The organism is Pseudooceanicola aquaeponti, assembly GCF_050897975.1.
Lineage (GTDB): Bacteria > Pseudomonadota > Alphaproteobacteria > Rhodobacterales > Rhodobacteraceae > Pseudooceanicola.
Window position 1 is genome coordinate 442633 of the sequence record NZ_JBPAXY010000002.1, and the last position, 21420, is coordinate 464052.

Sequence of the window (21420 nt, forward strand, 5' to 3'; positions counted from 1 at the left end):
TGAGGCCGCCTTGCGGGGATACGGGCCGCGCAACGTCAGCTCAGCCCGGGATCCCGCCATGACCGCCAACAAACGTATCGCCCTGTCCAGCGACCACGCCGCCATCGCCCTGCGCCAGACCATCGCCGCCCATATCGCGACGCAGGGCTGGGAGGCCGTGGATGTCGGCCCGACCACCCCCGAAAGCACCCCCTATCCCGAACGCGGGGCCGAGGCGGCGCGGCTGGTGGCCTCGGGCGATTGCCGTTTCGGCATCATCCTGTGCGGCACCGGGCAGGGGATCATGATGGCCGCCAACAAGGTGCCCGGCATCCGCTGCGGCGTCTGCGCCGAAAGCTTCTCCGCCCGGATGATCCGCCAGCATAACGACGCCAACATGCTGTCCATCGGCGCCCGGGTCGTGGGCGAGTCGCTGGCCATCGACATTGTCGAGGCCTTCCTGGGCGCCGAGTTCGAGGGCGGCCGTCACGCCACCCGCGTGGACATGATCAAGGCGATGGAAGCCTGAGGCGACCGGCACCGGACGCCGCGCAGTAAAAAGGGGGCCGGGACATCTGTCCGGGCCCCCTTTGCCTTGGCCCGCGGCCCTAGACCGCGACGCCGAACAGCCGCCCGACCGCCGCCGTCACCGCCATGGCAAAGGCCCCCCACAGCATCACCCGCAGCGCCGCCCGGCCCCAGGGCGCGCCGCCCGCCTGGGCGCCAAGCGCGCCCAGCACCGCCAGCAGCAGCAGCGTGACCCCCAGCACCACCGGAATGACCAGCGGCGCGGGGGTCAGGATCGCCGCCAGCACCGGCCAGATCGCCGCGACCGAGAAGGTCACGCCAGAGGCCAGGGCCGCCTGCAACGGATTGGCGGCGCTGACCTCGGTCACGCCGATCTCATCGCGCATATGGGCCGCCAGGGCGTCGTGGGCGTGCAACTCGCGCGCCACCTGGGCGGCGGTTTCGGGGCTGAGCCCCCGGGCGGCATAGATCTCGGCCAGCTCCTGCATCTCGCCCTGGGGATCGGCCGCCAAGGCCTCGGCCTCGCGCGCCATGTCGGCCCGTTCGGTGTCGGCCTGGGAGGAGACAGAGACATATTCCCCCGCCGCCATGGACATGGCCCCGGCGGCCAGGCCCGCCACACCGGCAATGGCGATGGCGCGCGGCTCTGGCGTGGCGGCGGCGACGCCAACGATGATGGAACTGACCGACACGATGCCGTCATTGGCGCCCAGCACGGCGGCGCGCAGCCAGTTGGACCGGGTCATGAAATGCGGATCGTCCGCATGGGCGGACGGCTGCGCGGGCTGGGACATGGGCAACTCCGAAGATGCGATACTATTTAGAGTCATTCTAAACTAAACCCGCACCACTGAACAGGGCTAACTCGGCCCGCGCCGCATTTGCCGCAACGCGCCCGGCGGGCAGGGCAGGCCAGAGCAACGCAGTCGGCCCCGGACCTTCCGGCGGTTTCGGGCCGACCAAGCCATGCGCCGGGGTCATTCCCGTGTCATCGCAGCATGTCATGGCTTGACTTCGCAGGTGCGGAAAGCATGTTGCGCGCATGTTTCGCCCCCTCTCCCCAGGGGGCCCGATAAGGATTCCCAAAATGCAACCACCCGAGAGCCAGGCTGTCGTCGACCCGGAAGACCTGGATCCGGCCCGCAACCGGCTGGTCATCGCCCTGCTGATGATCTCGACCTTTACGGTGATCCTGAACGAGACGCTGATGTCGGTGGCCCTGCCGCGGCTGATGACAGACCTCGACGTCACCGCCAATGCGGCGCAATGGCTGACCACGGCCTTTCTGCTGACCATGGCGGTGGTGATCCCGATCACCGGCTACCTGCTGCAACGGCTGCCGACGCGCAGCGTCTTTCTGCTAGCGATGAGCTTTTTCACCCTCGGCACGCTGATCTGCGCCATTTCGCCCAGCCTGGGCCCGCTGATCGCCGGGCGCATCGTGCAGGCTATCGGCACGGCAATCATGATGCCGCTGCTGATGACCACCGTGATGGCCCTGGTGCCCGCCGAAAGCCGGGGCAAGACCATGGGCAATATCTCGGTGGTGATCTCGGTCGCGCCGGCCATCGGGCCGACCCTGTCGGGGCTGATCCTGGAATTCTTCCACTGGCGCTGGCTGTTCATCCTGATGATGCCCATTGCCCTGGGCGCGCTGAGCCTGGGCTATCTGAAGCTGGTGAACGTGAACGAGGCCCGCGAGAAATCTCTGGACCTGCTGTCGGTGCCGCTGTCGGCACTTGGTTTCGGCGGGCTGGTCTATGGCTTCTCGGCCATCGGCGAGGGTCACGGCGAGGGCGGGCCGATCCCGCTGTGGCTGCCGCTGGCCGTGGGCGGGGTCTGCCTGGTGCTGTTCATCTGGCGCCAGCTGGTGCTGGGGCCGAAGGACCGCGCCCTGCTGGAGCTGCGCACCCTGGGCGTGCGGGTCTTCACCGTTTCGGTGATCATGATGGGCCTGGCGATGATGGCGCTGTTCGGGATGATCGTGCTGCTGCCGCTGTTCATGCAGGCGGTGATGGGGCTGAACACGCTGCATTCGGGGCTGCTGCTGCTGCCCGGCGGGCTGATGATGGGGCTGATGTCGCCCTGGGTCGGGCGGCTGTTCGATCGCGTCGGCGCGCGCAAGCTGGTGATCCCCGGCGGGGTGACGGTCAGCGCGGGCCTTTGGGCCATGACGCTGCTGACGCCCGCCTCCTCCATGGGGGTGGTGCTGGTGGCGCACCTGCTGCTCAGCATCGGTCTGGCGCTGCTGTTCACCCCTCTGTTCACCTCCAGCCTGGGGTCGCTGCCCGCCCATCTCTATTCCCACGGTTCGGCGGTGATCGGCACCGTGCAGCAGGTGGCAGGCGCGGCGGGGATCGCCATCTTCGTCTCGGTCATGTCGCTGCGCATCGGCGATGAGCTGGCCTCGGGGGCCGAGATGGTCACCGCCACCGCCGCCGGTCTGCACGCAGCCTTTACCGTGGCCGCCGCCATCTCGCTGCTGCTGATCGTCGCGGGCTTCTTCGTGCGCCGCCCGCCGGACATGCAGCCGGGCGCGGGCGCCCATGGCGGGCATTGAACGCGACAAAGAACACGGCGGGTTCCGAAAGGGCCCGCCGTTTTTCGTCCCCTGCGCCCTGCCTCAGCGGTTGCGGCGCAGATAGACGTAGAAGGCGCCGGTGCCGCCGTGGCTGCGGTGCGCGGCGGTGACCTGTAGCACGATCTGCGCCAGGGGCGGGGTCGACAGCCAGTGCGGCAGCTGGTGTTTCAGGATGCCGTGGCGGACCGGGATCGGCCCGTCCTCTTCCGGGCGGCGGCCCTTGCCGGTGATCACCAGCACCAGACGGTGTTCGTTCTGCACCGCGCGCAGCATGAAGGCCATCAGCGCCTGATGCGCCCGGTCCACGGTCATCCCGTGCAGGTCGATCCGCGCCTCGGGGGCCAGCTTGCCGCGGGTCATGCGGCCGTGGGTCTTCTTGTCCATGCGCAGGGGCGCCTGATGCAGCCGGTCGTGCAGGGGCGGCAGCACGTCATGGCCGCCGGACCGGCCGCGCGCTTTCTCGCCCAGGCGGAAGGGCTGCAAGGCCCGCTCGGCCTCGGTGCGGCCCTTCGGCTGCGCCTCGGGCACGGGGGCCTTGGCAAGCTTCTTTTCCGGCCGCGCCAGCACGCGCTTTTCCGGGTGCATCCGCTCGGTCGAGCCGGCGACCTTGTCCCACAGCTCTTTCTCGTCGGGGCGCAGCTTGCGGCGGCGGCTCATGTCTCGTCCTCCACCAGCAGGGCATAGGCGCGCTGGATCGGCAGCAGCACCACCAGCCGCCCGTCATCCTTGATCCGCCCCGCCAGCTTGCCCGCGCCGGGGCCAGAGCCGACGAAGACATCGGCGCGCTGCGGCCCCTTGATCGCCGATCCGGTGTCCTGGGCCACCATCAGCCGCCGCAGCCCGCGAAAGCCCGCCTTTTCGACCCAGACCGGCGCGCCGAGCGGCACATAGGCCGGGTCGATCGCCAAGGAACGCATGGCGGTCAGCGAGCGGTTCATCGCCCCCTTGGGCCCCGCCTCGGGCGAGACATCGCGGATCTCGCGGAAGAAGACATAGCTGGGGTTGTGGCGCAGCAGCTCGGCCCCGCGCACCGGGTTCCGCTTCACCCAGTTGCCGATCACCCGGGCCGAGACCTGATGCGCCTTGTAGATGCCGCGCCGCACCATTTCCTGCCCGATCGAGGCGTAGGGATGCCCGTTGTCACCGCGATAGCCGATGCGGATATGGCTGCCGTCGGGCAGCAGGATGCGGCCAGAGCCCTGGATCTGCACGAACATCAGCGCCACCGGGTCGTCGACCCAGGCAATTTCCAGCCCGCGCCCGGCCAGGGCCTGACCCTGTTCGATCTGTGCCCGCGTCAGCCAGGGGCGGGTCACCTGGGCCTCGGGGGGCATCCGGTAGACCGGATAGCGATAGCGCGCGCTTTGCACCCGAGATCCCTGCAACTCGGGCTCGTAATAGCCGGTGAAGAGCGCCGGGGTGCCGTCCTGGATCAGCACGGGCGAGAAGAACAGCTCGAAGAAGGTGCGCGCGCTGGCGGGGCTTTGCGCCTTGGCCATCTTGCAGACCGCGATCCAGTCGGGGGCGCGCATGTCGCCGCAGGTGGCGGTAAAGGTGGCAAGGGCGGCCGCGTGATCGTCGGCCGCCCATCCGGGTAGGTCAGAGAAATCAAGAACGGTGACCGTCGGCGCCTCGGCGGGCGCGTCCGGGTCGGCGCTCTGGGCCAACAGGGGGGCGGGGCCCGGAAGAAGGAGCGCCAGCGCCAGATATGCCGCGATCCTCCGCCAGGTCATGACGCGCCTTATTCCCCCGTTGCGACCAGTTGCCAGTTCAGGTCGTCGGTGCCCATGCGGCGCTCGAAGGTCCAGCTGTCCTTCTGGGTTTTCACCTTGCCCTCGTCGCCCTCGACGATGTCGCCGGCGCGGTCACGCACCACCTGGGTCAGCTGGCCGACATAGCGCACGGTCAGCTCGGCCAGGCCGGTGGCGGGGTCGAACTCGGCCTCGGTCAGGCTCAACTCACGCACGCCGATGAAGTCGGCCTCGACGGTCAGGCCCTGGGCGTCGCGCGCTTCGACCACCTCGGCGAAGGTCTGGTAGACCTCATCGGAGAGGAAGGGCCGGATATCGGCCAGCTCGCCACGTTCGAAGCCCATCAGGATCATCTCATAGGCCTGGCGGGCGCCGCCCAGGAACTCCGAAACCGAGAAGCTCGGCTCGGCCTTCTTCATCTCGGCCAGGGCGCGGGCCGCGGGGCTGTCCTCGGCCACGTGGTCGGTGATGTCGCGATCGGGACCGCCCTCGATCACCTCGAAACCAGAGCGCTGCACCGGGGTCGGCGCGGGCTGGCCGGTGACCGGCGGCTTCTCGAATCCCTCGCGTGTGCCCAGCACGTTTTTCAGACGCAGGATCAGGAAAACGGCAATACCGGCAAGAACCAGAAGCTGGATAATCGGCAAGGGTGGAACCTCCTAACGGGCCTCCGGGCATGGCATCGCCCGGGGTCCGTCCCTATGTAGGTGCTGGGCAGGTGCAAGTCTACATCTGCCGGGGAAAGGAGTTTTGGGATATGTGGCTTCTTCTGGCCTTTATCGCGGTGCCGATGATCGAGATCGCCCTGTTCATCCAGGTTGGCGGGGCCATTGGCCTGGGCTGGACCCTGGCCATCGTGCTGCTGACGGCGGTGATGGGGACCTGGCTGGTGAAACAGCAGGGGCGCCAGGCGCTGGCCAATATCCAGCGCAGCTTTTCCGAACTGTCGGACCCGTCCGAGCCGCTGGCCGACGGGGCGATGATCCTGCTGTCGGGCGCGCTGCTGCTGACGCCGGGGTTCTTCACCGATGCGGTCGGTTTCGCCCTGCTGACGCCGGCCTTCCGCCGCGTGGCCTTCCTGTGGCTGCGCAAGCGGGTGAAGGTCGCCAGCTTTACCACCGCGGGCCCCGGGGCCCAGCAGGCGGGGCCCGGGCCTGGTCCAGGTCCTGGTGGGGGGCCGCAGTATCGCGGCGGCCGCCCCGACGACCAGGTGATCGACGGCGAATTCACCGAAGTCGACCCCGAAAAGCGCCCGACGCACCCCTCCGGCTGGACACGGCACTAAGACCTGCGATGCAACGTTGAGGCCCTGCGGCCAAGCTGCTAGGACAACGCCCAAGCTGACAAGACGCAGGAGGGCCCCATGGCCGAAGAGACGACCAACGGTGCAGCGCCGACCCAACAGGCGCCGCAAGTGAAGATGAACGTGCTGACCCAGTACATCCGGGACATGTCGTTCGAGAACATCCTGGCGCGCAAGCCCGTCTCGGGGTCTGTGCAGCCGGACGTGAAGGTGCAGGTGGCCCTGGACGCGAAGAAGCGTGAGGCCGAACACCAGTACGAAGTGATCATGAAGCTGACGATCACCTCGAAGGCCAAGGACACGGACGAGCCGATGTTCCTGCTGGAGCTGGAATATGTCGGCGTCTTCCACATCGAAGGCGTGCCGGAAGAGCAGATCCACCCCTTCCTGCTGATCGAATGCCCGCGCATGATCTTCCCCTTCGCCCGCCGCATCGTGTCGGACGTGACCCGCGACGGGGGTTTCCCTCCGCTGAACCTGGACACGATCGACTTCGTCGCGCTGTACCGCACCGAGATCCAGCGCCGCGTCGCGGCCCAGCAGGCGGCCACCCCCGCCAACTGAGATCCGGGCTCAGGCCAGGTAAGAGGGGCGTCCTGCGGGGCGCCCTTTTTCATGGCTGGGGTCGGCCCTGGCGGGCCGAGGCCTTCGGCGAGAGTATTTTTGGCCGTCGAATGAGAGGAGGGCCGGGCCAGGGGAGAGGGCGGCGCCCCGAAGACCCGGCGGCGCCCCGGCTGGAACCTCCGCCAACGGGGCGGCCTGCGGGGTCAGCCGAGTTTCGACCAGAGGGCGGCTTCGCCCATCTTTTCGACGAAGGCCTGATGGGCGGCGCGTTCGTCCTCGGTCAGCCGCGAGGGCAGGGGGGTCGGACGCGGGCGCGGGCGCCAGTTCTCGTCCACCGGGCCGGTGTCGCGGCTTTTGCGACCGCCGCCCAGCACCAGGTCGGGCTGGCGACCGCCGATCAGTTCCAGATAGACCTCGGCCAGGATTTCACTGTCGAGCAGGGCGCCGTGCAGGGTCCGGGCCGAGTTGTCGATGCCGAAGCGGCGGCACAGCGCATCCAGCGAGGCGGGCGAGCCGGGGAATTTCTTGCGCGCGATGGCCAGGGTGTCGATCGCCTGTTCCCAGGGCAGTTTCGGCATCCCCAGCCAGCCCAGTTCGGCGTTGAGGAATTTCATGTCGAAGGCGGCGTTGTGGATCACCAGCTTGGCATCGCCGACGAAATCCAGGAAATCCTGCGCCACATCGCGAAAGAGCGGCTTGTCGGCCAGGAATTCCGACGACAGCCCGTGCACCTTGAAGGCATCCTCGGGCACGTCGCGCTGCGGGTTGATATAGACGTGAAAGGTCTCGCCCGTAGGCACATGGTTCAGAAGCTCGACCCCGCCGATCTCGACCAGGCGGTCGCCCTGCTCGGGTTCGAAGCCGGTCGTTTCCGTATCCATTACAATTTCACGCATCTTGCACATTTGACCTGATTTCCGAAACGATGGCCCGGACCTGCGCGCGGGCATGGTCCAGCGTGTCGGTGATCACCACGTAATCCGCCCGGGCGCGTTTCTCGGCATCGGGCATCTGCTTGGCGCGGATCATCTCGAACTGCGCCTCGGACATCGTGCCGCGCGCCAGAACGCGGGCTTTCTGTTCCTCGGGCGCGACCGAGACCACGACCACCGCGTCCATCGCCCGCTCCGCTCCGCCTTCGAAGAGCAGCGGAATGTCCAACACGATGATATCCGCCTGCGTCCCGGCCAGGAAGGCGCGGCGGTCTTCGGCCACCAGGGGATGGACGATCTGTTCGATCCGGCCCAGGGCCGTGGGATCGGCGGCGATCACCTGTTTCAGCGCCGGGCGCGACACCGCGCCCTCCTGGATCACCTGCGGCCAAAGCTGGCCCAGGGGCGCCACCGCAGCGCCTCCCGCCGCGTAAAGGCGATGCACCGCCGCGTCGGCATCCCACAGGGCGCAGCCCTCGTCGACGAACATCTGCGCCGTGGTCGATTTGCCCATCCCGATAGAGCCGGTGAGGCCCAGAACAACGCTCATGCCAGGGCCGCCGCCCGGGCCTCGGGGGTGACCTCGGGGCGTTTGCCGAACCAGCGTTCGAAGCCGGGCACCGCCTGGTGCAGCAACATCCCCAGGCCGTCCACCACGGTGGCGCCGGCCTGTTCGGCCTCGGCCAGAAGGTGGGTTTTCAAGGGGTTATAGACCAGGTCAGTGACCACCTGGTGCTTGTTCAGCCCATCCAGCGGCACCCGCAGCTCTGGCTTGCCCAGCATCCCCAGCGAGGTGGTGTTCACCACCGTCGCCGCGTCGGCAATGGCGTTGCCGGCCTGGACCCATTCCACCACCCGCAGGCGGCGGCCGAAATCGTCATGCAGCTTTTCCGCCCGCGCCCGGGTGCGGTTCGAGATCAGGATCTCGGGCACGCCCGCGTCCAGCAGCGAGGAAATCACCGCCCGCGCAGCACCACCCGCGCCCAGAAGGGCGGCGGGCCCGGCGGTGGGATCCCAGCCGGGGGCGTTCTGGCGCAGGTTCTCGATGAAGCCGTAACCATCTGTATTATCAGCGTGAATCTTGCCGTCCTTGCGGAAGATCAGGGTATTGGCGGCGCCTATGACCGTGGCCCGGTCGGTGACCAGATCGGCAATTTCCAGGATCGCCTCTTTGTGCGGGATGGTCACGTTCACCCCGACAAAGCCCATCTTCGGCAGGGTCCGCAGCACCTCGCGCAGGTCTTCGGCGGCGACCTCCATCGGGATGTAGTGCCCGGGAAGCCCCATGGATTTCAGCCAGTAGCCATGCAGCTGCGGCGAGCGGGAATGCACGATGGGGCGACCGATGACACCGGCCAGGGGGATCTTGTCGTCACTCATGCGGCGATGGCTCCTCTGAGGGCCAGATAATCGAGAATTTCCAGCAGCGGCAGGCCGAGAACGGCGAAGTAATCGCCATCGACCCGGGTGAACAGCCGCGCGCCTTCGTTTTCCAGCTGGTAGGCGCCGCAGGACCAGCCGATGGCGGGCCAGTTGCGGGCGATGTAATCGTCCAGATAGGCGGGCGAGGGGCGGCGCATGGTCATCTTCACCTCGACCAGCTTGCGCCAGACCGGGCGGCCCTCGTTATGGATCACCGCAGCCGTATGCAGGGAATGGCGCTGCCCGGCCAGCCGTTCAATCTGGGCGCGGGCCTCTTCGGCGCTTTCGGGCTTGGAAAAGATCTCTCCGTCCAGCTCCAGCACCTGATCGCAGCCGATGGTGAAGGCCTCGGGGCGCTTCAACCCGACCTTTTCCGCCTTCAGCCCCGCCAGGGCGTCGGCGATGTTGCGCGGCCGCTCGCCCTCGGCGCGCAGAGAGGCTTTTACCATCTCTTCATCGATGCGTGCTTTGCTGACCTCGAAGGGAACCCCCGCCCGGCGCAGCAATTCTGCCCGGATTTCGGAACCGGACGCCAGAAGGATTGGTGCGGGCATGTGGATAAACCGACGGAAAACTGGGTGATGGGCCTGTGACAGTTCTGGGAAAAATTGCGCCTTGACGCAAGACCCGGCGCGGCGCTGTGCGTAAACCCCCGAGTCCCTCACAGCGATGCGAAAGACTCCCACCGAGGGAAAAGGACAACTGGAAAACTCCGTATCCCGAAGACTCCCCGGATTCGATCCCCACAGGGGGGTCCGACTTTCCCACAGGATTTTCCCCGCGCAAGCCGCTGGAATCCGGCGCTTTTCGGAATCTCGCGAAAACTTCTCCTCGATTCGCTAACGATTCCCCCCAGAGTTATCCCCCTGTGGATAAACCTGTGCGGAAGAAAAGGATCCACAGGCAGAGAGCAGACTACAACAAACAACAACTTCTTTTTTTCTTTCTTATTTATTAGGGGGAGAGAGACAGACCGGAGTTCCCCATGCTCGACTTCCTCGCCCTGGCCTATCCCTGGACAAAGTTCCTGCACATCATCTCGGTGATTTCCTGGATGGCGGGGATCTTCTACCTGCCCCGTCTCTTCGTCTATCACACCGAACAGAAGCTGGATGAGACCACCGACCAGCTGTTCCAGACGATGGAGCGGCGCCTGCTGCGCGGCATCATGAACCCGGCGATGATCGCCACCTGGGTCTTTGGCCTGGCGCTCGTCTTCACCCCGGGGATCGTCTACTGGGGCGATGTCTGGCCCTGGCTGAAGGCGATCTCGGTCCTGGCGATGACCTGGTTTCATCACTGGCTGGGCCTGCGGCGAAAGGATTTCGTCCGGGGGACCAACAGCCGCACCGGTCGCACCTACCGGATGATGAACGAAGTTCCGACGCTGCTGATGATCCTGATCGTCGCTTCTGTCGTCGTGAAGTTCTGATTTTATTGACTCAGAAAGGCTGAGCGCCTATCTGGGGCGCCAAGCCGCCCGTCCGGGCGAGTCGATCTTCCATGCATCTATCCGTACCGCGCGCCCCCCGGGGCCGGACGAAGGACCCTGTTTCCATGACCGAGAACCATTTGAACCTGTCCGATCTGAAGGCCAAAAGCCCCAAGGATCTGCTGGCCATGGCCGAGGAACTCGAAATCGAGAACGCCTCGACCATGCGCAAGGGCGAGATGATGTTCCAGATCCTGCGGGAACTGGCCGATGACGAATGGACGGTCGGCGGCGATGGCGTGCTGGAGGTGCTGCAAGACGGCTTCGGCTTCCTGCGCTCGCCCGAGGCCAACTATCTGCCGGGCCCCGATGACATCTACGTCTCGCCCGACATGATCCGCCAGCATTCGCTGCGCACCGGCGACACCGTCGAAGGGCTGATGAAGCAGCCCGACGACAACGAACGCTACTTTGCCCTGACCTCGGTCACCCGGATCAATTTCGAGGCGCCCGAAAAGGCCCGTCACAAGATCGCCTTCGACAACCTGACGCCGCTTTATCCCGATGAGCGGCTGAAGATGGAGATCGAGGATCCCACCATCAAGGACCGTTCCGCCCGGATCATCGACCTGGTGGTGCCGATCGGAAAGGGCCAGCGGTCGCTGATCGTGGCGCCGCCGCGCACGGGTAAGACGGTTCTGTTGCAGAACATCGCGCACAGCATCGAGACCAACCACCCAGAGTGCTATCTGATCGTCCTGCTGATCGACGAACGCCCGGAAGAGGTGACCGACATGCAGCGGAACGTGAAGGGCGAGGTGATCTCCTCGACCTTCGACGAACCTGCCACGCGCCACGTTGCCGTGTCCGAGATGGTGATCGAAAAGGCCAAGCGTCTGGTTGAGCATAAACGAGATGTTGTGATCCTGCTGGATTCGATCACAAGACTTGGTCGCGCCTTCAACACCGTTGTCCCGTCTTCGGGCAAGGTTCTGACCGGGGGTGTCGACGCCAACGCCCTGCAACGGCCCAAGCGCTTCTTTGGTGCTGCCCGGAACATCGAGGAGGGCGGCTCGCTGACCATCATCGCCACCGCGCTGATCGACACCGGCTCGCGCATGGACGAGGTGATCTTCGAAGAGTTCAAGGGCACCGGCAACTCCGAGATCGTGCTGGACCGCAAGGTGGCTGACAAGCGCGTCTTCCCGGCGATGGACATCCTCAAATCCGGCACCCGGAAAGAGGATCTGTTGGTCGACAAGGGCGATCTGCAAAAGACCTTTGTCCTGCGCCGCATCCTGAACCCGATGGGCACTACCGATGCCATCGAGTTCCTGATTTCCAAGCTGAAGCAGACGAAGACCAACTCGGAATTCTTCGATTCGATGAACACCTGATCCGCCACGCGAGGGTGAGATGGACACGATTTTTGCGCTCGCCTCGGCCCCCGGCCGGGCTGGCGTCTCCGTCATCAGACTTTCTGGGCCGGGAGCGTTCCCGGCCCTGTCGCGTTTTGGCCTGACTGCGCCCGCCCCGCGCGCCGCCGCCCTGCGGGTGCTGCGCGACAGGGACGAGGTGGTCGACCAGGCGCTGATCCTGGCCTTTCCCGGGCCCGCCAGTTTCACCGGCGAAGATGTGGTGGAACTGCACCTGCACGGCTCGCCTGCCATCGTGACCTCTGTGCTGCGGATGCTGTCCGAGGTCGAGGGCGCGCGTCTGGCCGAGGCGGGGGAGTTTACCCGCCGTGCGCTGGAGAATGGCAAGATGGACCTGGCGCAGGTCGAAGGCCTGGCTGATCTGATCGACAGCGAGACCGAGGCGCAGCGGCGCCAGGCGCAGCGGGTCTTTTCCGGCAAGCTGGGCGAAGTGGTGCAGGGCTGGCGCCGCGACCTGATCCGCGCCGCCGCCCTGCTGGAAGCGGTGATCGACTTTGCCGACGAAGATGTGCCCGTCGACGTGCGGCCGGAGGTGAACGCGCTGCTGGACGGCGTGGCTGCCTCTCTGGAAACCCAGGCGCGCGGCGCTGCGGTGGCGGAGCGGGTCCGCCAGGGGTTCGAGGTGGCCATTCTGGGCGCGCCGAATGCTGGCAAATCCACGCTGCTGAACGCGCTTGCGGGGCGCGAGGCCGCCATCACCTCTTCCGTCGCTGGGACCACCCGCGACGTGATCGAGGTGCGGATGGACCTGAACGGCCTGCCGGTGACCCTGCTGGACACCGCCGGCCTGCGCGAGACCGAAGATGAGGTTGAATCCATCGGCATTGCGCGGGCGAAGGCCCGGGCCGAAGGCGCTGACCTGCGGATCTACCTGCTGGAACCGGGCGAGGCGCCGCAGATCGACCTGCGCGAGGATGACATCCTGCTGCACGGCAAGGCCGATCTGACCGGCGATCCGGACGGCATCAGCGGCGCGACCGGGCAGGGGATCGACCGCCTGGTCGCCCGTCTGACCGACGTTTTCAGCCAGCGCAGCGCCTTGGTGGCCACCGCCACCCGCGAACGCCACCGCGTCGCCATCCTGCGTGCCCTGGACGATCTGGCCCAGGCCCGCACAATGCTGCGGGATCCCGCCTATAGCGAAGACCTGATCGCCGAGGAACTGCGCTCGGCTATCAGGGCGCTCGATTCTCTGGTAGGCATCGTGGATGTCGAAACCCTGCTGGGCGAGATTTTCTCGTCCTTCTGCATCGGTAAGTGAGGGAGATGTTTCACGTGAAACATTCTGATTTCGATGTTGTCGTCGTGGGGGGGGGGCACGCCGGATGTGACGCCGCCGCCGCCGCCGCGCGCGCCGGGGCCCGCACCGCGCTGGTTACGCTGAAGCTGTCGGGCATCGGCGTCATGTCCTGCAACCCGGCCATCGGCGGCCTGGGCAAGGGCCACCTGGTGCGCGAGATCGACGCGCTGGACGGGGTCATGGGCCGTGTGGCCGATCTGGCCGGGATCCAGTTCCGCCTGTTGAACCGACGCAAGGGGCCTGCGGTGCAGGGGCCGCGCGCCCAGGCGGACCGGGCGGTCTATCGTGCTGAAATGCTTCAGGAAATGACCAATACGCCGGGCTTGACCGTGGTCGAGGGCGAGGTGGTCGATTTCCGCATGGAGGGGGACCGCGTCGCCGGTGTCGTCCTCGGCGATGGCGCCGAGATCGCCGCGCGTGCCGTGGTGCTGACCACCGGCACCTTCCTGCGCGGTCTGATCCATATCGGCGATGTCAGCTATGGCGGCGGTCGGATGGGTGACAGCGCTGCCGACCGTCTGGGCGACCGGCTGCGCGCGCTGGATCTGCCGATGGGTCGGCTGAAAACCGGTACGCCGCCGCGGCTGAACGGCAAGACGATCAACTGGGACGTGCTGGAGGAACAGCCGGGCGACGAGGATCCGGTGCTGTTTTCCTTCCTCTCGACCCGGGTGAACCTGGCGCAGGTGCCCTGTGGCATCACCCATACCAACGCCGCGACCCATCAGATCATCCGCGACAACCTGGCCCGCTCGGCCATGTATGGCGGCCATATCGACGGGGTGGGGCCGCGCTATTGCCCCTCGATCGAGGACAAGGTGGTGCGCTTTGCCGACAAGGACAGCCATCAGGTCTTCCTGGAGCCCGAGGGGCTGGGCGACGACACGGTCTATCCCAACGGCATCTCGACCTCGCTTCCCGAAGAGGTGCAGCACGCCTATGTGCGCTCGATGAAGGGTCTGGAAAACGTCGAGATCCTGCAACCGGGCTATGCCATCGAATACGATTACGTCGATCCCCGCGCCCTGGACACGCGTCTGGCGCTGCGCGACCTGCCGGGGCTGTTCCTGGCGGGGCAGATCAACGGCACCACGGGCTATGAAGAGGCGGCGGCCCAGGGGCTGGTCGCCGGTCTGAATGCCGCGAAAGAGGCGCTGGATCTAGATCCTGTGGGTTTCAGCCGGTCCGACAGCTATATCGGGGTGATGATCGACGATTTGACAACGCGGGGCGTGTCGGAACCCTACCGCATGTTCACCTCGCGCGCCGAGTATCGCCTGTCGCTGCGGGCCGACAATGCCGACCAGCGGTTGACGCCCAAGGGGATCGAGGCCGGTCTGGTGGGCGCCGAACGGCGCGCCGCCTTCGAGGCCAAGATGGCGCGCATCGGGGCAGGGCGCGACGTGCTGGAAAATACCCTGGTGACGCCGAAACAGCTGAACGCGGCGGGGATCCGGGTGGGCGAGGACGGCAAGCAGCGCTCGCTCTACCAGGTTCTGGCCTTCCCCGACCTGACGGTGCCCGATCTGGCCCCGCTGGCGCCGGAACTGGCCGATCTGGACGCGGAAACCCAGGAACAGCTGCGCCGCGACGCCCTTTACGCCACCTATATCCAGCGCCAGCAGAACGATGCCCAGGCGCTGCAAAAGGATGAGGCGCGGGGGATTCCGGCGGATTTCGACTATGACCGCCTGGATGGGCTGTCGAATGAGCTGAAATCCAAGCTGGTCCGCATTCGCCCGTCGAATCTGGCCCAGGCGGGCCGCATCGAAGGCATGACCCCGGCGGCGCTGGCCCTGATCCTATCGCGCCTGAACCGGGAAAAACGGGAAAAATCGGCGTGAGCAGGGAGCAAATCGCCGCCAATGTTTCACGTGAAACATTGCAGCGGCTCGACATCTACGCAGAGCTGCTGACCCGCTGGAACCCCAAGATCAACCTGGTGTCGAAATCCACCATCCCCGATCTGTGGTCACGGCACCTGCTGGATTCGGTCCAGGTGGCCGATCTGGCGCCGGACAGCTACGCCCATTGGGTGGATCTGGGCAGCGGTGGCGGCTTTCCCGGGTTGGTCGTGGCGATTCTGGCGGCAGAACGGCAACCCGAGGCCTCCTTTACCCTGATCGAATCGGACCAGCGCAAATGCGCCTTTCTGCGCTCGGTGGCGCGGGAATGCGGGCTGAAATTGGCGATTTTGACGAAACGGATCGAATCTGCCCCGCCGCAGGGGGCCGATGTGCTGTCCGCGCGGGCGCTGACGCAGCTGGACGGGCTTCTGGGCTTCGCCGAACGGCATCTGGCGCCCGGCGGAGTGGCGCTTTTCCCCAAAGGGGCCCGTTGGCGCGAGGAAGTTCAGGCGGCCGAGGCCCATTGGCGCTTTTCCTGCGATGCGGTGGCGAGTACAACCGAGGCAGAGGCTGTGATCCTGAAAATCGGAGGAATCGAACGTGTCTAACCTGCTCTCGGCGCATGGTCCGCGTATCGTCGCCATCGCCAATCAGAAGGGGGGCGTGGGCAAGACCACGACCGCGATCAACCTCGGGGCCGCACTGGCAGAGCAGGGGCAGCGGGTGCTGCTGATCGACATCGACCCGCAGGGCAACGCCTCGACCGGACTGGGTGTCGAACCCGATGACCGCACCTATACCAGCTATGAATTGATGCTGGACGATGCGCAGCTGGACCAGATCATCATGCAAAGCGACGTGCAGGGCCTGGATATCGTGCCCGCCACCGTCGATCTATCCTCTGCGGATATCGAATTGATTTCGAACGAAAAACGGTCGTTCCTGCTGCATGATGCGCTGCGCCAGCCCGCCATGGCCGCGCTGAACTACGATTACATCCTGATTGACTGCCCGCCGTCGCTGAACCTGCTGACGGTCAACGCCATGGTCGCCGCTCATTCGGTGCTGGTGCCGCTGCAAAGCGAGTTCTTCGCCCTGGAAGGCCTGTCGCAGCTGATGCTGACGATCCGCGAAGTGCGGCAATCGGCCAACCCCGATCTGCGGATCGAGGGCATCGTGCTGACCATGTACGACAGCCGCAACAACCTGAGCCAGCAGGTGGAAGAGGACGCGCGCGAGAACCTGGGCGATCTGGTGTTCCGCACCATCATTCCGCGCAATGTCCGCGTGTCCGAGGCGCCGTCCTTCTCGGTTCCGGTGCTGGAATTCGACACCAACTCGAAAGGCGCCACCGCCTATCGCGCGCTGGCGCGAGAGCTGCTGGAAAAACACGAAAGCGTCGCCGCCTGAGGCGAGTGGAGAGCACTATGGAAAAGAAAAAGAGCCGGGGTCTGGGCCGGGGGCTGTCGGCCCTGATGGCCGATGTGAACGAGCAGCCGGCCACCACTAAACCTGGGGGCGCTGCCGTGCGCCGCCCCGACATGATGGTGCCGATCGAGAATGTGGTGCCCAACCCGGACCAGCCCCGGCGCAGCTTTACAGAGGATCACCTGGAAGAGCTGACCGCCTCGATCAAGGAAAAGGGCGTCATCCAGCCGCTGATCGTGCGGCCGAAACCGGGGGAAGAGGGCAAGTTCGAGATCGTCGCGGGGGAACGCCGTTGGCGCGCCTCGCAGCGGGCGAAACTGCATGAACTGCCGGTTATCGTGCGCGATTTCGACGATACCGAGGTGCTGGAAGTCGCGATTATCGAGAACATCCAGCGTGCCGATCTGAACCCCATCGAAGAGGCCGCCGGTTTCCGCCAGCTGATGGAGAAGTTCGGCCATACCCAGGAAAAACTGGCCCAGGCCCTAGGCAAAAGCCGCTCTCATATCGCCAACCTGATGCGTCTGCTGCAACTGCCCGACGAGGTGCGCGAGTACCTGGAAGAGGGCAAGCTGTCGGCGGGCCATGCCCGGGCGCTGATCACCTCTGACGATCCGGTGACGCTGGCGAAAAAAGTCGTGGCCGAGGGCCTGTCGGTGCGCGCCACCGAGGCCCTGGCGAAGAAGCCGAAACCGGGTGTCGAGAAGCCCAAGGTGACCCGCAGCGCCCCGAAAAGCCTGGGCGAGAAAGACGCGGACACCAAGGCGCTAGAGGCCGATCTGTCGGCCGCGCTTGGCTACAAGGTGCAGATCGACCATGTGGCGGGGCAGGAATCGGGCCAGATCACCATCAGCTACCCCTCGCTGGAAGCGCTGGATGACATCTGCCAGATCCTGGGCAGCGGCAACTGACCGGCTGGGCCTAGCTGGGCCGCGTCCAGAGGAAGATCATCACGCAGGTCAGGGTCAGCCCCTGGATCAGCAGGATCGCCGGGCGCAGGCCCATCAAGACAGACAAAAGAAAAACGCCTCCCACCATGACGGTGGCGAGGCGTTTTGCCTTTCGCGAGATCGCGCCGCGTTCGTGCCAGTCGGCGATCGAGGGGCCGAAGGTCGGGTGCTGGGTCAGCCAGGTGTGCAGCCGGTCGGAAGAGCGGGCGAAACAGAAGGTCGCCAGCAACATGAAGGGCACCGTCGGCAAAAGCGGCAGCAAAACCCCCACAAGGCCAAGACCCATGGCCAAAAGCCCGGAAATCAGCCAGATCAGCCGCATTTCCTAGGAATCCAGCAGTTTGTTTATCACGGCGTTCAGCAGCATACGTCCTTGATCCGTAACGAAAATCCGACCTTTTTCGACTTTCACCAGCTCTCTGTCGCGCAACTCGTCGACCTGGGACCCGTAAAGCGGCGCTGAGCTCAATTTCTCGAACCGGTCCAGAGAGATCCCTTCGCGCAGGCGCAGGCCCATCAGAAGGTATTCCTCGGCCTGTTCCTGTCCAGTTAACGATTCGACCAGGCTGTCGGCATTTCCGGCCTCGGCCATGGCCAACCACTTGCCCGGGGCGCGCGGCTGTTCGGTGGCGTGGCGCTGACCGTCGAGGGTGACGCGGCCATGGGCGCCGGGGCCGACGCCGATGTAATCGCCATAGCGCCAGTAAAGGACATTGTGCCGCGACCGGGCGCCGTCGCGGGCGTGGTTGCTGACCTCGTAATTCTCGAACCCGTGGGCGGCGGTCACCTCTTGCGTCAGCTCCCACATGTCGGCGGCGTGATCCTCGTCGGGCAGCCCCTTCAGCCCGCCGCGCTTGTAGCGGTCGCCAAAGGCGGTGCCCTCTTCGATGGTCAGCTGGTAGAGGGACAGGTGGTCTATGGCCAAGGACAGGGCGCGGTGCAGCTCGGCCTCCCAGGCCGAGAGGGTCTGGTTCTGCCGGGCATAGATCAGGTCGAAGCTGACCCGCTCGAACTGGTTGCGGGCGATGTCGAAGGCGCGCAGGGCCTCGTCCACCGAATGCAACCGGCCCAGGCGGCGCAGATCCTCGTCATTCATCGCCTGAAAGCCCATCGAGACGCGGTTCACCCCGGCCATGGAATAGCCCGCGAAACGCCCCGCATCGACCGAGGTCGGGTTGGCCTCCAGCGTGACCTCGGTGTCATTGGCCTGGGGCCAAAGCCGCCGTATGGCGTTCAGGATGCCCTCTACGGTGGCAGGCTCCATCAGGGACGGGGTGCCGCCGCCGAAGAACACCGATTGCACCACACGGCCCGGTGTGAGGGCCGCATAGCGTTCCAGCTCGGTGATATAGGGGGTCAGCCAGCGCGCCTGATCGACCTTGTCCCAGACGTGAGAGTTGAAGTCGCAGTAGGGGCATTTGGATTGGCAGAAGGGCCAGTGGATGTAGATCCCGAAGCCCGCGTTCTGCCAATCCTGATCCGCGTTACTCAAAGCAGGCCTTGAGCTTGGCGAAGGCATCGGCGCGGTGGCTGATGCGGTTCTTTTCGGCGGGGTCCATCTCGCCGAAGGTGATGTCATAGCCTTCGGGGACGAAGATCGGGTCGTAGCCGTGCCCCTCTGCGCCACGCATCGGCCATTCGACGCGGCCCTTGCAGATCCCTGCAAAGATCTCGTCATGGCCATCGGGCCAGGCCAGGCAGAAGGTACAGTTGAAGGCCGCGGTGCGGGGGTAGGGCGCATTGCGCTCTTCCAGCAGATCCCAGGTCTTCTTCATCGCCATGGGGAAGTCGCGGCCATTGGGCGTTTCCGCCCAGTCGGCGGTATAGACCCCCGGCGCGCCGTCCAGACCATCCACCGTGATCCCGCTGTCGTCCGACAGGGCGGGCAGGCCGGTGGCCTTGGCGGCGTAATGCGCCTTGATCCGGGCGTTGCCGACGAAGGTGTCCTGGTCTTCCACCGGCTCTTCCAGCCCGTGATCGGCGGCGCTGCTGACCTCGATCCCATAGGGGGCCAGCAGCTCTGCGATCTCGCGCAGCTTGCCCTTGTTGTGGCTGGCCAGGACCAGCTTTTGCCCGTCGAACTTACGCATCCAGGGCGGCCTTCTGGATCGCGGCCAGCTCGGTCACGCCCTTTTCGGCCAGGTCCATCAGCTGGTTCATCTGGTCGCGGGAAAACACGCTGCCCTCGGCCGACATCTGCACCTCGATCAGCTTTTTCGAGCCGGTCATGATGAAGTTGCCGTCGACGCCCGCCTCGCTGTCCTCGGGATAGTCGAGGTCCAGCACCGGCTGACCGGCATAGATGCCGCAGCTGACTGCGGCCACCGGATCGACCAGCGGGTCGCTGATCACGTCGCCAGCCTTCATCAGCTTCATTACCGCCAGTTTCAGGGCCACCCAGCCCCCGGTGATGGACGCGCAGCGGGTGCCGCCATCGGCCTGGATCACGTCGCAGTCGATGGTGATCTGGCGTTCGCCCAGGGCCACCCGGTCCACGCCCGCGCGCAGGGATCGACCGATAAGCCGTTGAATTTCAACGGTTCTTCCACCCTGCTTGCCCATGGCCGCCTCGCGGCGCATCCGGCTGGTGGTGGAGCGCGGCAGCATTCCGTATTCCGCCGTCACCCAGCCCAGGCCGGACCCCTTGATGAAGGGCGGCACGCGGTCCTCGATGGTGGCGGTGCACAGCACATGGGTGTCGCCCACCTTGATCAGGCAGCTGCCCTCGGCGTGTTTGGTGACCCCGGTCTCGATTGAAACCGGACGCATTTCGCTTAAATCTCTTCCAGACGGTCGCATGATTACCCCTCTTGTTCCGCGCCGTGATAGGCAGGGGGGCGGTGCGATGGCAACCCCGTTGACCTTACCGGGGGCCTCTCTTTAATGACGATCTGGGCAGACGAGACGAGAATGGCCGACAAACATTCGACCCTGGAAGACCTGAATGACCGCTCGCGCGAGGTGTTCCGCCGCGTGGTCGAAGGCTATCTGGACACCGGCGAGCCCGTGGGCTCGCGCAGCCTGACCCGGGTGATGAGCGAGAAGGTCTCGGCGGCGACCATCCGCAACGTGATGCAGGATCTGGAGTATCTGGGCCTGCTGGGCAGCCCCCATATCAGCGCCGGGCGCATCCCGACGCAGCAGGGGCTGCGGATGTTCGTCGATGGCCTGCTTGAGGTCAGCGACCTGGATGTGACCGAGCGTGAGAAGATCGACGCCACGGTGGGCAATGGCGGCGACACCGGCACCCTGCTGGACCGGATCGGATCGGCCCTTAGCCTGGCCACCCATGGCGCCTCGCTGGTGCTGACGCCAAAGCACGAGGCGCCGATCAAGCATATCGAGTTCATCAGTCTCGCCCCCGACCGGGCGCTGGTGGTGCTGGTCACCGCCGATGGCCACGTCGAGAACCGCCTGTTCACGCCGCCCCCCGGCCAGACCCCCAGCTCCATGCGCGAAGCGGCGAATTTCCTGAATGCGGTGCTGGAGGGCAAGACGCTCAGCGAGGCGCGCTCGGCTGTTTCACGTGAAATCGAGGCGCGGCGTCAGCAGATCGACGGCCTGGCCCGCGCCCTGGTGGAAAGCGGCGTGGCCGTCTGGGAGGGCGAGGGGGATTTCGGCGAACGGCTGATCGTGCGGGGCCGGGCGAACCTGCTGGACACCCAGGAGGAAGACCTGGATCGCATCCGCGTCCTCTTTGACGACCTCGAACGCAAGCGCGACATCGCCGAGTTCCTGGAACTGACCGAGGACGGCGACGGCGTGCGCATTTTTATCGGGTCAGAGAACAAACTTTTCTCACTTTCGGGTTCCTCTCTGGTGGTCTCTCCATATATGAACGCTGACCGGAAGATCATCGGTGCGGTCGGTGTGATCGGGCCCACGCGGCTCAACTACGGGCGCATCGTTCCGATTGTGGATTACACGGCACAGCTGGTCGGGCGGATGCTGACCGACCGACGCTAGG

At 65.8% G+C, this 21420-nt stretch carries 24 protein-coding genes; 12 read left to right on the forward strand and 12 right to left on the reverse strand.

All coding sequences use genetic code 11. The annotated features are described in order from the left end of the window. Positions 1 to 58: 58 nt before the first annotated feature. The gene (gene rpiB / locus ACRARE_RS05710) at positions 59 to 508 is read left to right on the forward strand and encodes a ribose 5-phosphate isomerase B (RefSeq protein ID WP_432655445.1); all 450 of its coding nucleotides are present in this window, start codon (positions 59 to 61) and stop codon (positions 506 to 508) included. A gap of 79 nt (positions 509 to 587) precedes the next feature. On the opposite strand, the gene ACRARE_RS05715 is transcribed toward rpiB, so the two are convergent. Then, positions 588 to 1301: a VIT1/CCC1 transporter family protein gene (locus ACRARE_RS05715; RefSeq protein WP_432655446.1), complete on the reverse strand. Its 714-nt coding sequence runs from the start codon at positions 1299 to 1301 to the stop codon at positions 588 to 590. A 293-nt stretch (positions 1302 to 1594) separates the two neighbouring features. On the opposite strand from ACRARE_RS05715, the gene ACRARE_RS05720 reads away from it, so the two are divergent. After that, positions 1595 to 3067, forward strand: a complete 1473-nt coding sequence (locus tag ACRARE_RS05720; protein WP_432655447.1) for an MDR family MFS transporter — start codon at positions 1595 to 1597, stop codon at positions 3065 to 3067. Between the two features lie 63 nt (positions 3068 to 3130). Here the strand turns inward: ACRARE_RS05720 and ACRARE_RS05725 are convergent, their stop codons facing one another. From ACRARE_RS05725 to ACRARE_RS05735, 3 genes are read right to left on the reverse strand one after another with little or no spacing between them, the layout of a single operon-like run. Further along, positions 3131 to 3745 (reverse strand): Smr/MutS family protein, encoded by a 615-nt coding sequence (locus tag ACRARE_RS05725; protein WP_432655448.1) that lies wholly within the window; start codon positions 3743 to 3745, stop codon positions 3131 to 3133. Next, complete coding sequence (gene mltA / locus ACRARE_RS05730; RefSeq protein ID WP_432655449.1) at positions 3742 to 4821, reverse strand: murein transglycosylase A; 1080 nt, start codon at positions 4819 to 4821, stop codon at positions 3742 to 3744. The genes ACRARE_RS05725 and mltA overlap by 4 nt, the downstream gene beginning before the upstream one ends. Positions 4822 to 4829: 8 nt before the next feature. Beyond that, on the reverse strand, positions 4830 to 5486 hold the full coding sequence (locus ACRARE_RS05735) for a Tim44/TimA family putative adaptor protein (protein WP_432655450.1): 657 nt from the start codon (positions 5484 to 5486) through the stop codon (positions 4830 to 4832). 110 nt (positions 5487 to 5596) lie between these two features. Between ACRARE_RS05735 and ACRARE_RS05740 the strand changes: the two genes are divergently transcribed. Together ACRARE_RS05740 and secB are read left to right on the forward strand one after the other, a co-directional pair. Continuing rightward, entirely contained in the window at positions 5597 to 6124 is a 528-nt protein-coding gene (locus ACRARE_RS05740; RefSeq protein ID WP_432655451.1) for an FxsA family protein, read from the forward strand. A 78-nt stretch (positions 6125 to 6202) separates the two neighbouring features. Then, entirely contained in the window at positions 6203 to 6706 is a 504-nt protein-coding gene (gene secB, locus ACRARE_RS05745) for a protein-export chaperone SecB (RefSeq protein ID WP_432655452.1), read from the forward strand. 203 nt (positions 6707 to 6909) lie between these two features. Here secB and dnaQ read toward each other — a convergent pair whose 3' ends face one another. Genes dnaQ through ACRARE_RS05765 form a run of 4 tightly spaced genes read right to left on the reverse strand, consistent with a single transcriptional unit; the run spans position 6910 to position 9614 of the window. Then, positions 6910 to 7602, reverse strand: a complete 693-nt coding sequence (gene dnaQ / locus ACRARE_RS05750; protein ID WP_432655453.1) for a DNA polymerase III subunit epsilon — start codon at positions 7600 to 7602, stop codon at positions 6910 to 6912. Then, positions 7595 to 8188, reverse strand: a complete 594-nt coding sequence (coaE, locus tag ACRARE_RS05755; RefSeq protein ID WP_432655454.1) for a dephospho-CoA kinase — start codon at positions 8186 to 8188, stop codon at positions 7595 to 7597. The genes dnaQ and coaE overlap by 8 nt, the downstream gene beginning before the upstream one ends. Beyond that, positions 8185 to 9018: a shikimate dehydrogenase gene (locus ACRARE_RS05760; RefSeq protein WP_432655455.1), complete on the reverse strand. Its 834-nt coding sequence runs from the start codon at positions 9016 to 9018 to the stop codon at positions 8185 to 8187. Before ACRARE_RS05760 ends, coaE begins: the two co-directional genes overlap by 4 nt. Continuing rightward, a complete protein-coding gene (locus tag ACRARE_RS05765) occupies positions 9015 to 9614 on the reverse strand; it encodes a Maf family protein (protein WP_432655456.1) in 600 nt (199 codons plus the stop codon). Before ACRARE_RS05765 ends, ACRARE_RS05760 begins: the two co-directional genes overlap by 4 nt. A 431-nt stretch (positions 9615 to 10045) precedes the next feature. Here ACRARE_RS05765 and hemJ point away from each other — a divergent pair, with 431 nt between their 5' ends. The 7 genes from hemJ (at position 10046) to ACRARE_RS05800 (ending at position 17414) form a co-directional block, all read left to right on the forward strand. Further along, the gene (gene hemJ, locus ACRARE_RS05770; protein ID WP_432655457.1) at positions 10046 to 10492 is read left to right on the forward strand and encodes a protoporphyrinogen oxidase HemJ; all 447 of its coding nucleotides are present in this window, start codon (positions 10046 to 10048) and stop codon (positions 10490 to 10492) included. Between the two features lie 125 nt (positions 10493 to 10617). After that, positions 10618 to 11889, forward strand: coding sequence for a transcription termination factor Rho (rho, locus tag ACRARE_RS05775; protein WP_432655458.1), 1272 nt, complete (start codon positions 10618 to 10620; stop codon positions 11887 to 11889). 19 nt (positions 11890 to 11908) lie between these two features. Next, positions 11909 to 13189: a tRNA uridine-5-carboxymethylaminomethyl(34) synthesis GTPase MnmE gene (mnmE, locus tag ACRARE_RS05780; protein ID WP_432655459.1), complete on the forward strand. Its 1281-nt coding sequence runs from the start codon at positions 11909 to 11911 to the stop codon at positions 13187 to 13189. 5 nt (positions 13190 to 13194) lie between these two features. Beyond that, positions 13195 to 15072, forward strand: coding sequence for a tRNA uridine-5-carboxymethylaminomethyl(34) synthesis enzyme MnmG (gene mnmG, locus ACRARE_RS05785; protein ID WP_432655460.1), 1878 nt, complete (start codon positions 13195 to 13197; stop codon positions 15070 to 15072). Beyond that, positions 15069 to 15683, forward strand: a complete 615-nt coding sequence (gene rsmG / locus ACRARE_RS05790; RefSeq protein WP_432655461.1) for a 16S rRNA (guanine(527)-N(7))-methyltransferase RsmG — start codon at positions 15069 to 15071, stop codon at positions 15681 to 15683. Before mnmG ends, rsmG begins: the two co-directional genes overlap by 4 nt. After that, entirely contained in the window at positions 15676 to 16485 is an 810-nt protein-coding gene (locus tag ACRARE_RS05795; RefSeq protein WP_432655462.1) for a ParA family protein, read from the forward strand. Before rsmG ends, ACRARE_RS05795 begins: the two co-directional genes overlap by 8 nt. Before the next feature lie 17 nt (positions 16486 to 16502). Next, positions 16503 to 17414 carry a ParB/RepB/Spo0J family partition protein gene (locus ACRARE_RS05800; protein ID WP_432655463.1) on the forward strand — a complete coding sequence of 304 codons (912 nt, stop codon included), beginning with the start codon at positions 16503 to 16505 and terminating at the stop codon, positions 17412 to 17414. A 10-nt stretch (positions 17415 to 17424) separates the two neighbouring features. Here ACRARE_RS05800 and ACRARE_RS05805 read toward each other — a convergent pair whose 3' ends face one another. From ACRARE_RS05805 to rph, 4 genes are read right to left on the reverse strand one after another with little or no spacing between them, the layout of a single operon-like run. Further along, positions 17425 to 17775, reverse strand: a complete 351-nt coding sequence (locus ACRARE_RS05805) for a YbaN family protein (protein WP_432655464.1) — start codon at positions 17773 to 17775, stop codon at positions 17425 to 17427. Positions 17776 to 17778: 3 nt separating this feature from the next. Continuing rightward, positions 17779 to 18972, reverse strand: a complete 1194-nt coding sequence (gene hemW, locus ACRARE_RS05810) for a radical SAM family heme chaperone HemW (RefSeq protein ID WP_432655465.1) — start codon at positions 18970 to 18972, stop codon at positions 17779 to 17781. Further along, positions 18938 to 19543 (reverse strand): RdgB/HAM1 family non-canonical purine NTP pyrophosphatase, encoded by a 606-nt coding sequence (gene rdgB / locus ACRARE_RS05815; protein ID WP_432655466.1) that lies wholly within the window; start codon positions 19541 to 19543, stop codon positions 18938 to 18940. The genes hemW and rdgB overlap by 35 nt, the downstream gene beginning before the upstream one ends. Beyond that, a complete protein-coding gene (gene rph, locus ACRARE_RS05820; protein WP_432655467.1) occupies positions 19536 to 20252 on the reverse strand; it encodes a ribonuclease PH in 717 nt (238 codons plus the stop codon). Before rph ends, rdgB begins: the two co-directional genes overlap by 8 nt. A 111-nt stretch (positions 20253 to 20363) precedes the next feature. Here rph and hrcA point away from each other — a divergent pair, with 111 nt between their 5' ends. Beyond that, complete coding sequence (gene hrcA / locus ACRARE_RS05825) at positions 20364 to 21419, forward strand: heat-inducible transcriptional repressor HrcA (RefSeq protein ID WP_432655468.1); 1056 nt, start codon at positions 20364 to 20366, stop codon at positions 21417 to 21419. Position 21420 lies beyond the last annotated feature (1 nt).

What these genes read in the sequence shown, in the direction of transcription:
- rpiB (WP_432655445.1), top strand. Translation starts at nt 59, where the DNA reads ATGACCGCCAACAAACGTATCGCCCTGTCCAGCGACCACGCCGCCATC.
- ACRARE_RS05715 (WP_432655446.1), bottom strand. Translation starts at nt 1,301, where the DNA reads ATGTCCCAGCCCGCGCAGCCGTCCGCCCATGCGGACGATCCGCATTTC.
- ACRARE_RS05720 (WP_432655447.1), top strand. Translation starts at nt 1,595, where the DNA reads ATGCAACCACCCGAGAGCCAGGCTGTCGTCGACCCGGAAGACCTGGAT.
- ACRARE_RS05725 (WP_432655448.1), bottom strand. Translation starts at nt 3,745, where the DNA reads ATGAGCCGCCGCCGCAAGCTGCGCCCCGACGAGAAAGAGCTGTGGGAC.
- mltA (WP_432655449.1), bottom strand. Translation starts at nt 4,821, where the DNA reads ATGACCTGGCGGAGGATCGCGGCATATCTGGCGCTGGCGCTCCTTCTT.
- ACRARE_RS05740 (WP_432655451.1), top strand. Translation starts at nt 5,597, where the DNA reads ATGTGGCTTCTTCTGGCCTTTATCGCGGTGCCGATGATCGAGATCGCC.
- secB (WP_432655452.1), top strand. Translation starts at nt 6,203, where the DNA reads ATGGCCGAAGAGACGACCAACGGTGCAGCGCCGACCCAACAGGCGCCG.
- dnaQ (WP_432655453.1), bottom strand. Translation starts at nt 7,602, where the DNA reads ATGCGTGAAATTGTAATGGATACGGAAACGACCGGCTTCGAACCCGAG.
- coaE (WP_432655454.1), bottom strand. Translation starts at nt 8,188, where the DNA reads ATGAGCGTTGTTCTGGGCCTCACCGGCTCTATCGGGATGGGCAAATCG.
- ACRARE_RS05760 (WP_432655455.1), bottom strand. Translation starts at nt 9,018, where the DNA reads ATGAGTGACGACAAGATCCCCCTGGCCGGTGTCATCGGTCGCCCCATC.
- ACRARE_RS05765 (WP_432655456.1), bottom strand. Translation starts at nt 9,614, where the DNA reads ATGCCCGCACCAATCCTTCTGGCGTCCGGTTCCGAAATCCGGGCAGAA.
- hemJ (WP_432655457.1), top strand. Translation starts at nt 10,046, where the DNA reads ATGCTCGACTTCCTCGCCCTGGCCTATCCCTGGACAAAGTTCCTGCAC.
- rho (WP_432655458.1), top strand. Translation starts at nt 10,618, where the DNA reads ATGACCGAGAACCATTTGAACCTGTCCGATCTGAAGGCCAAAAGCCCC.
- mnmE (WP_432655459.1), top strand. Translation starts at nt 11,909, where the DNA reads ATGGACACGATTTTTGCGCTCGCCTCGGCCCCCGGCCGGGCTGGCGTC.
- mnmG (WP_432655460.1), top strand. Translation starts at nt 13,195, where the DNA reads ATGTTTCACGTGAAACATTCTGATTTCGATGTTGTCGTCGTGGGGGGG.
- ACRARE_RS05800 (WP_432655463.1), top strand. Translation starts at nt 16,503, where the DNA reads ATGGAAAAGAAAAAGAGCCGGGGTCTGGGCCGGGGGCTGTCGGCCCTG.
- ACRARE_RS05805 (WP_432655464.1), bottom strand. Translation starts at nt 17,775, where the DNA reads ATGCGGCTGATCTGGCTGATTTCCGGGCTTTTGGCCATGGGTCTTGGC.
- hemW (WP_432655465.1), bottom strand. Translation starts at nt 18,972, where the DNA reads ATGCCTTCGCCAAGCTCAAGGCCTGCTTTGAGTAACGCGGATCAGGAT.
- rdgB (WP_432655466.1), bottom strand. Translation starts at nt 19,543, where the DNA reads ATGCGTAAGTTCGACGGGCAAAAGCTGGTCCTGGCCAGCCACAACAAG.
- rph (WP_432655467.1), bottom strand. Translation starts at nt 20,252, where the DNA reads ATGCGACCGTCTGGAAGAGATTTAAGCGAAATGCGTCCGGTTTCAATC.
- hrcA (WP_432655468.1), top strand. Translation starts at nt 20,364, where the DNA reads ATGGCCGACAAACATTCGACCCTGGAAGACCTGAATGACCGCTCGCGC.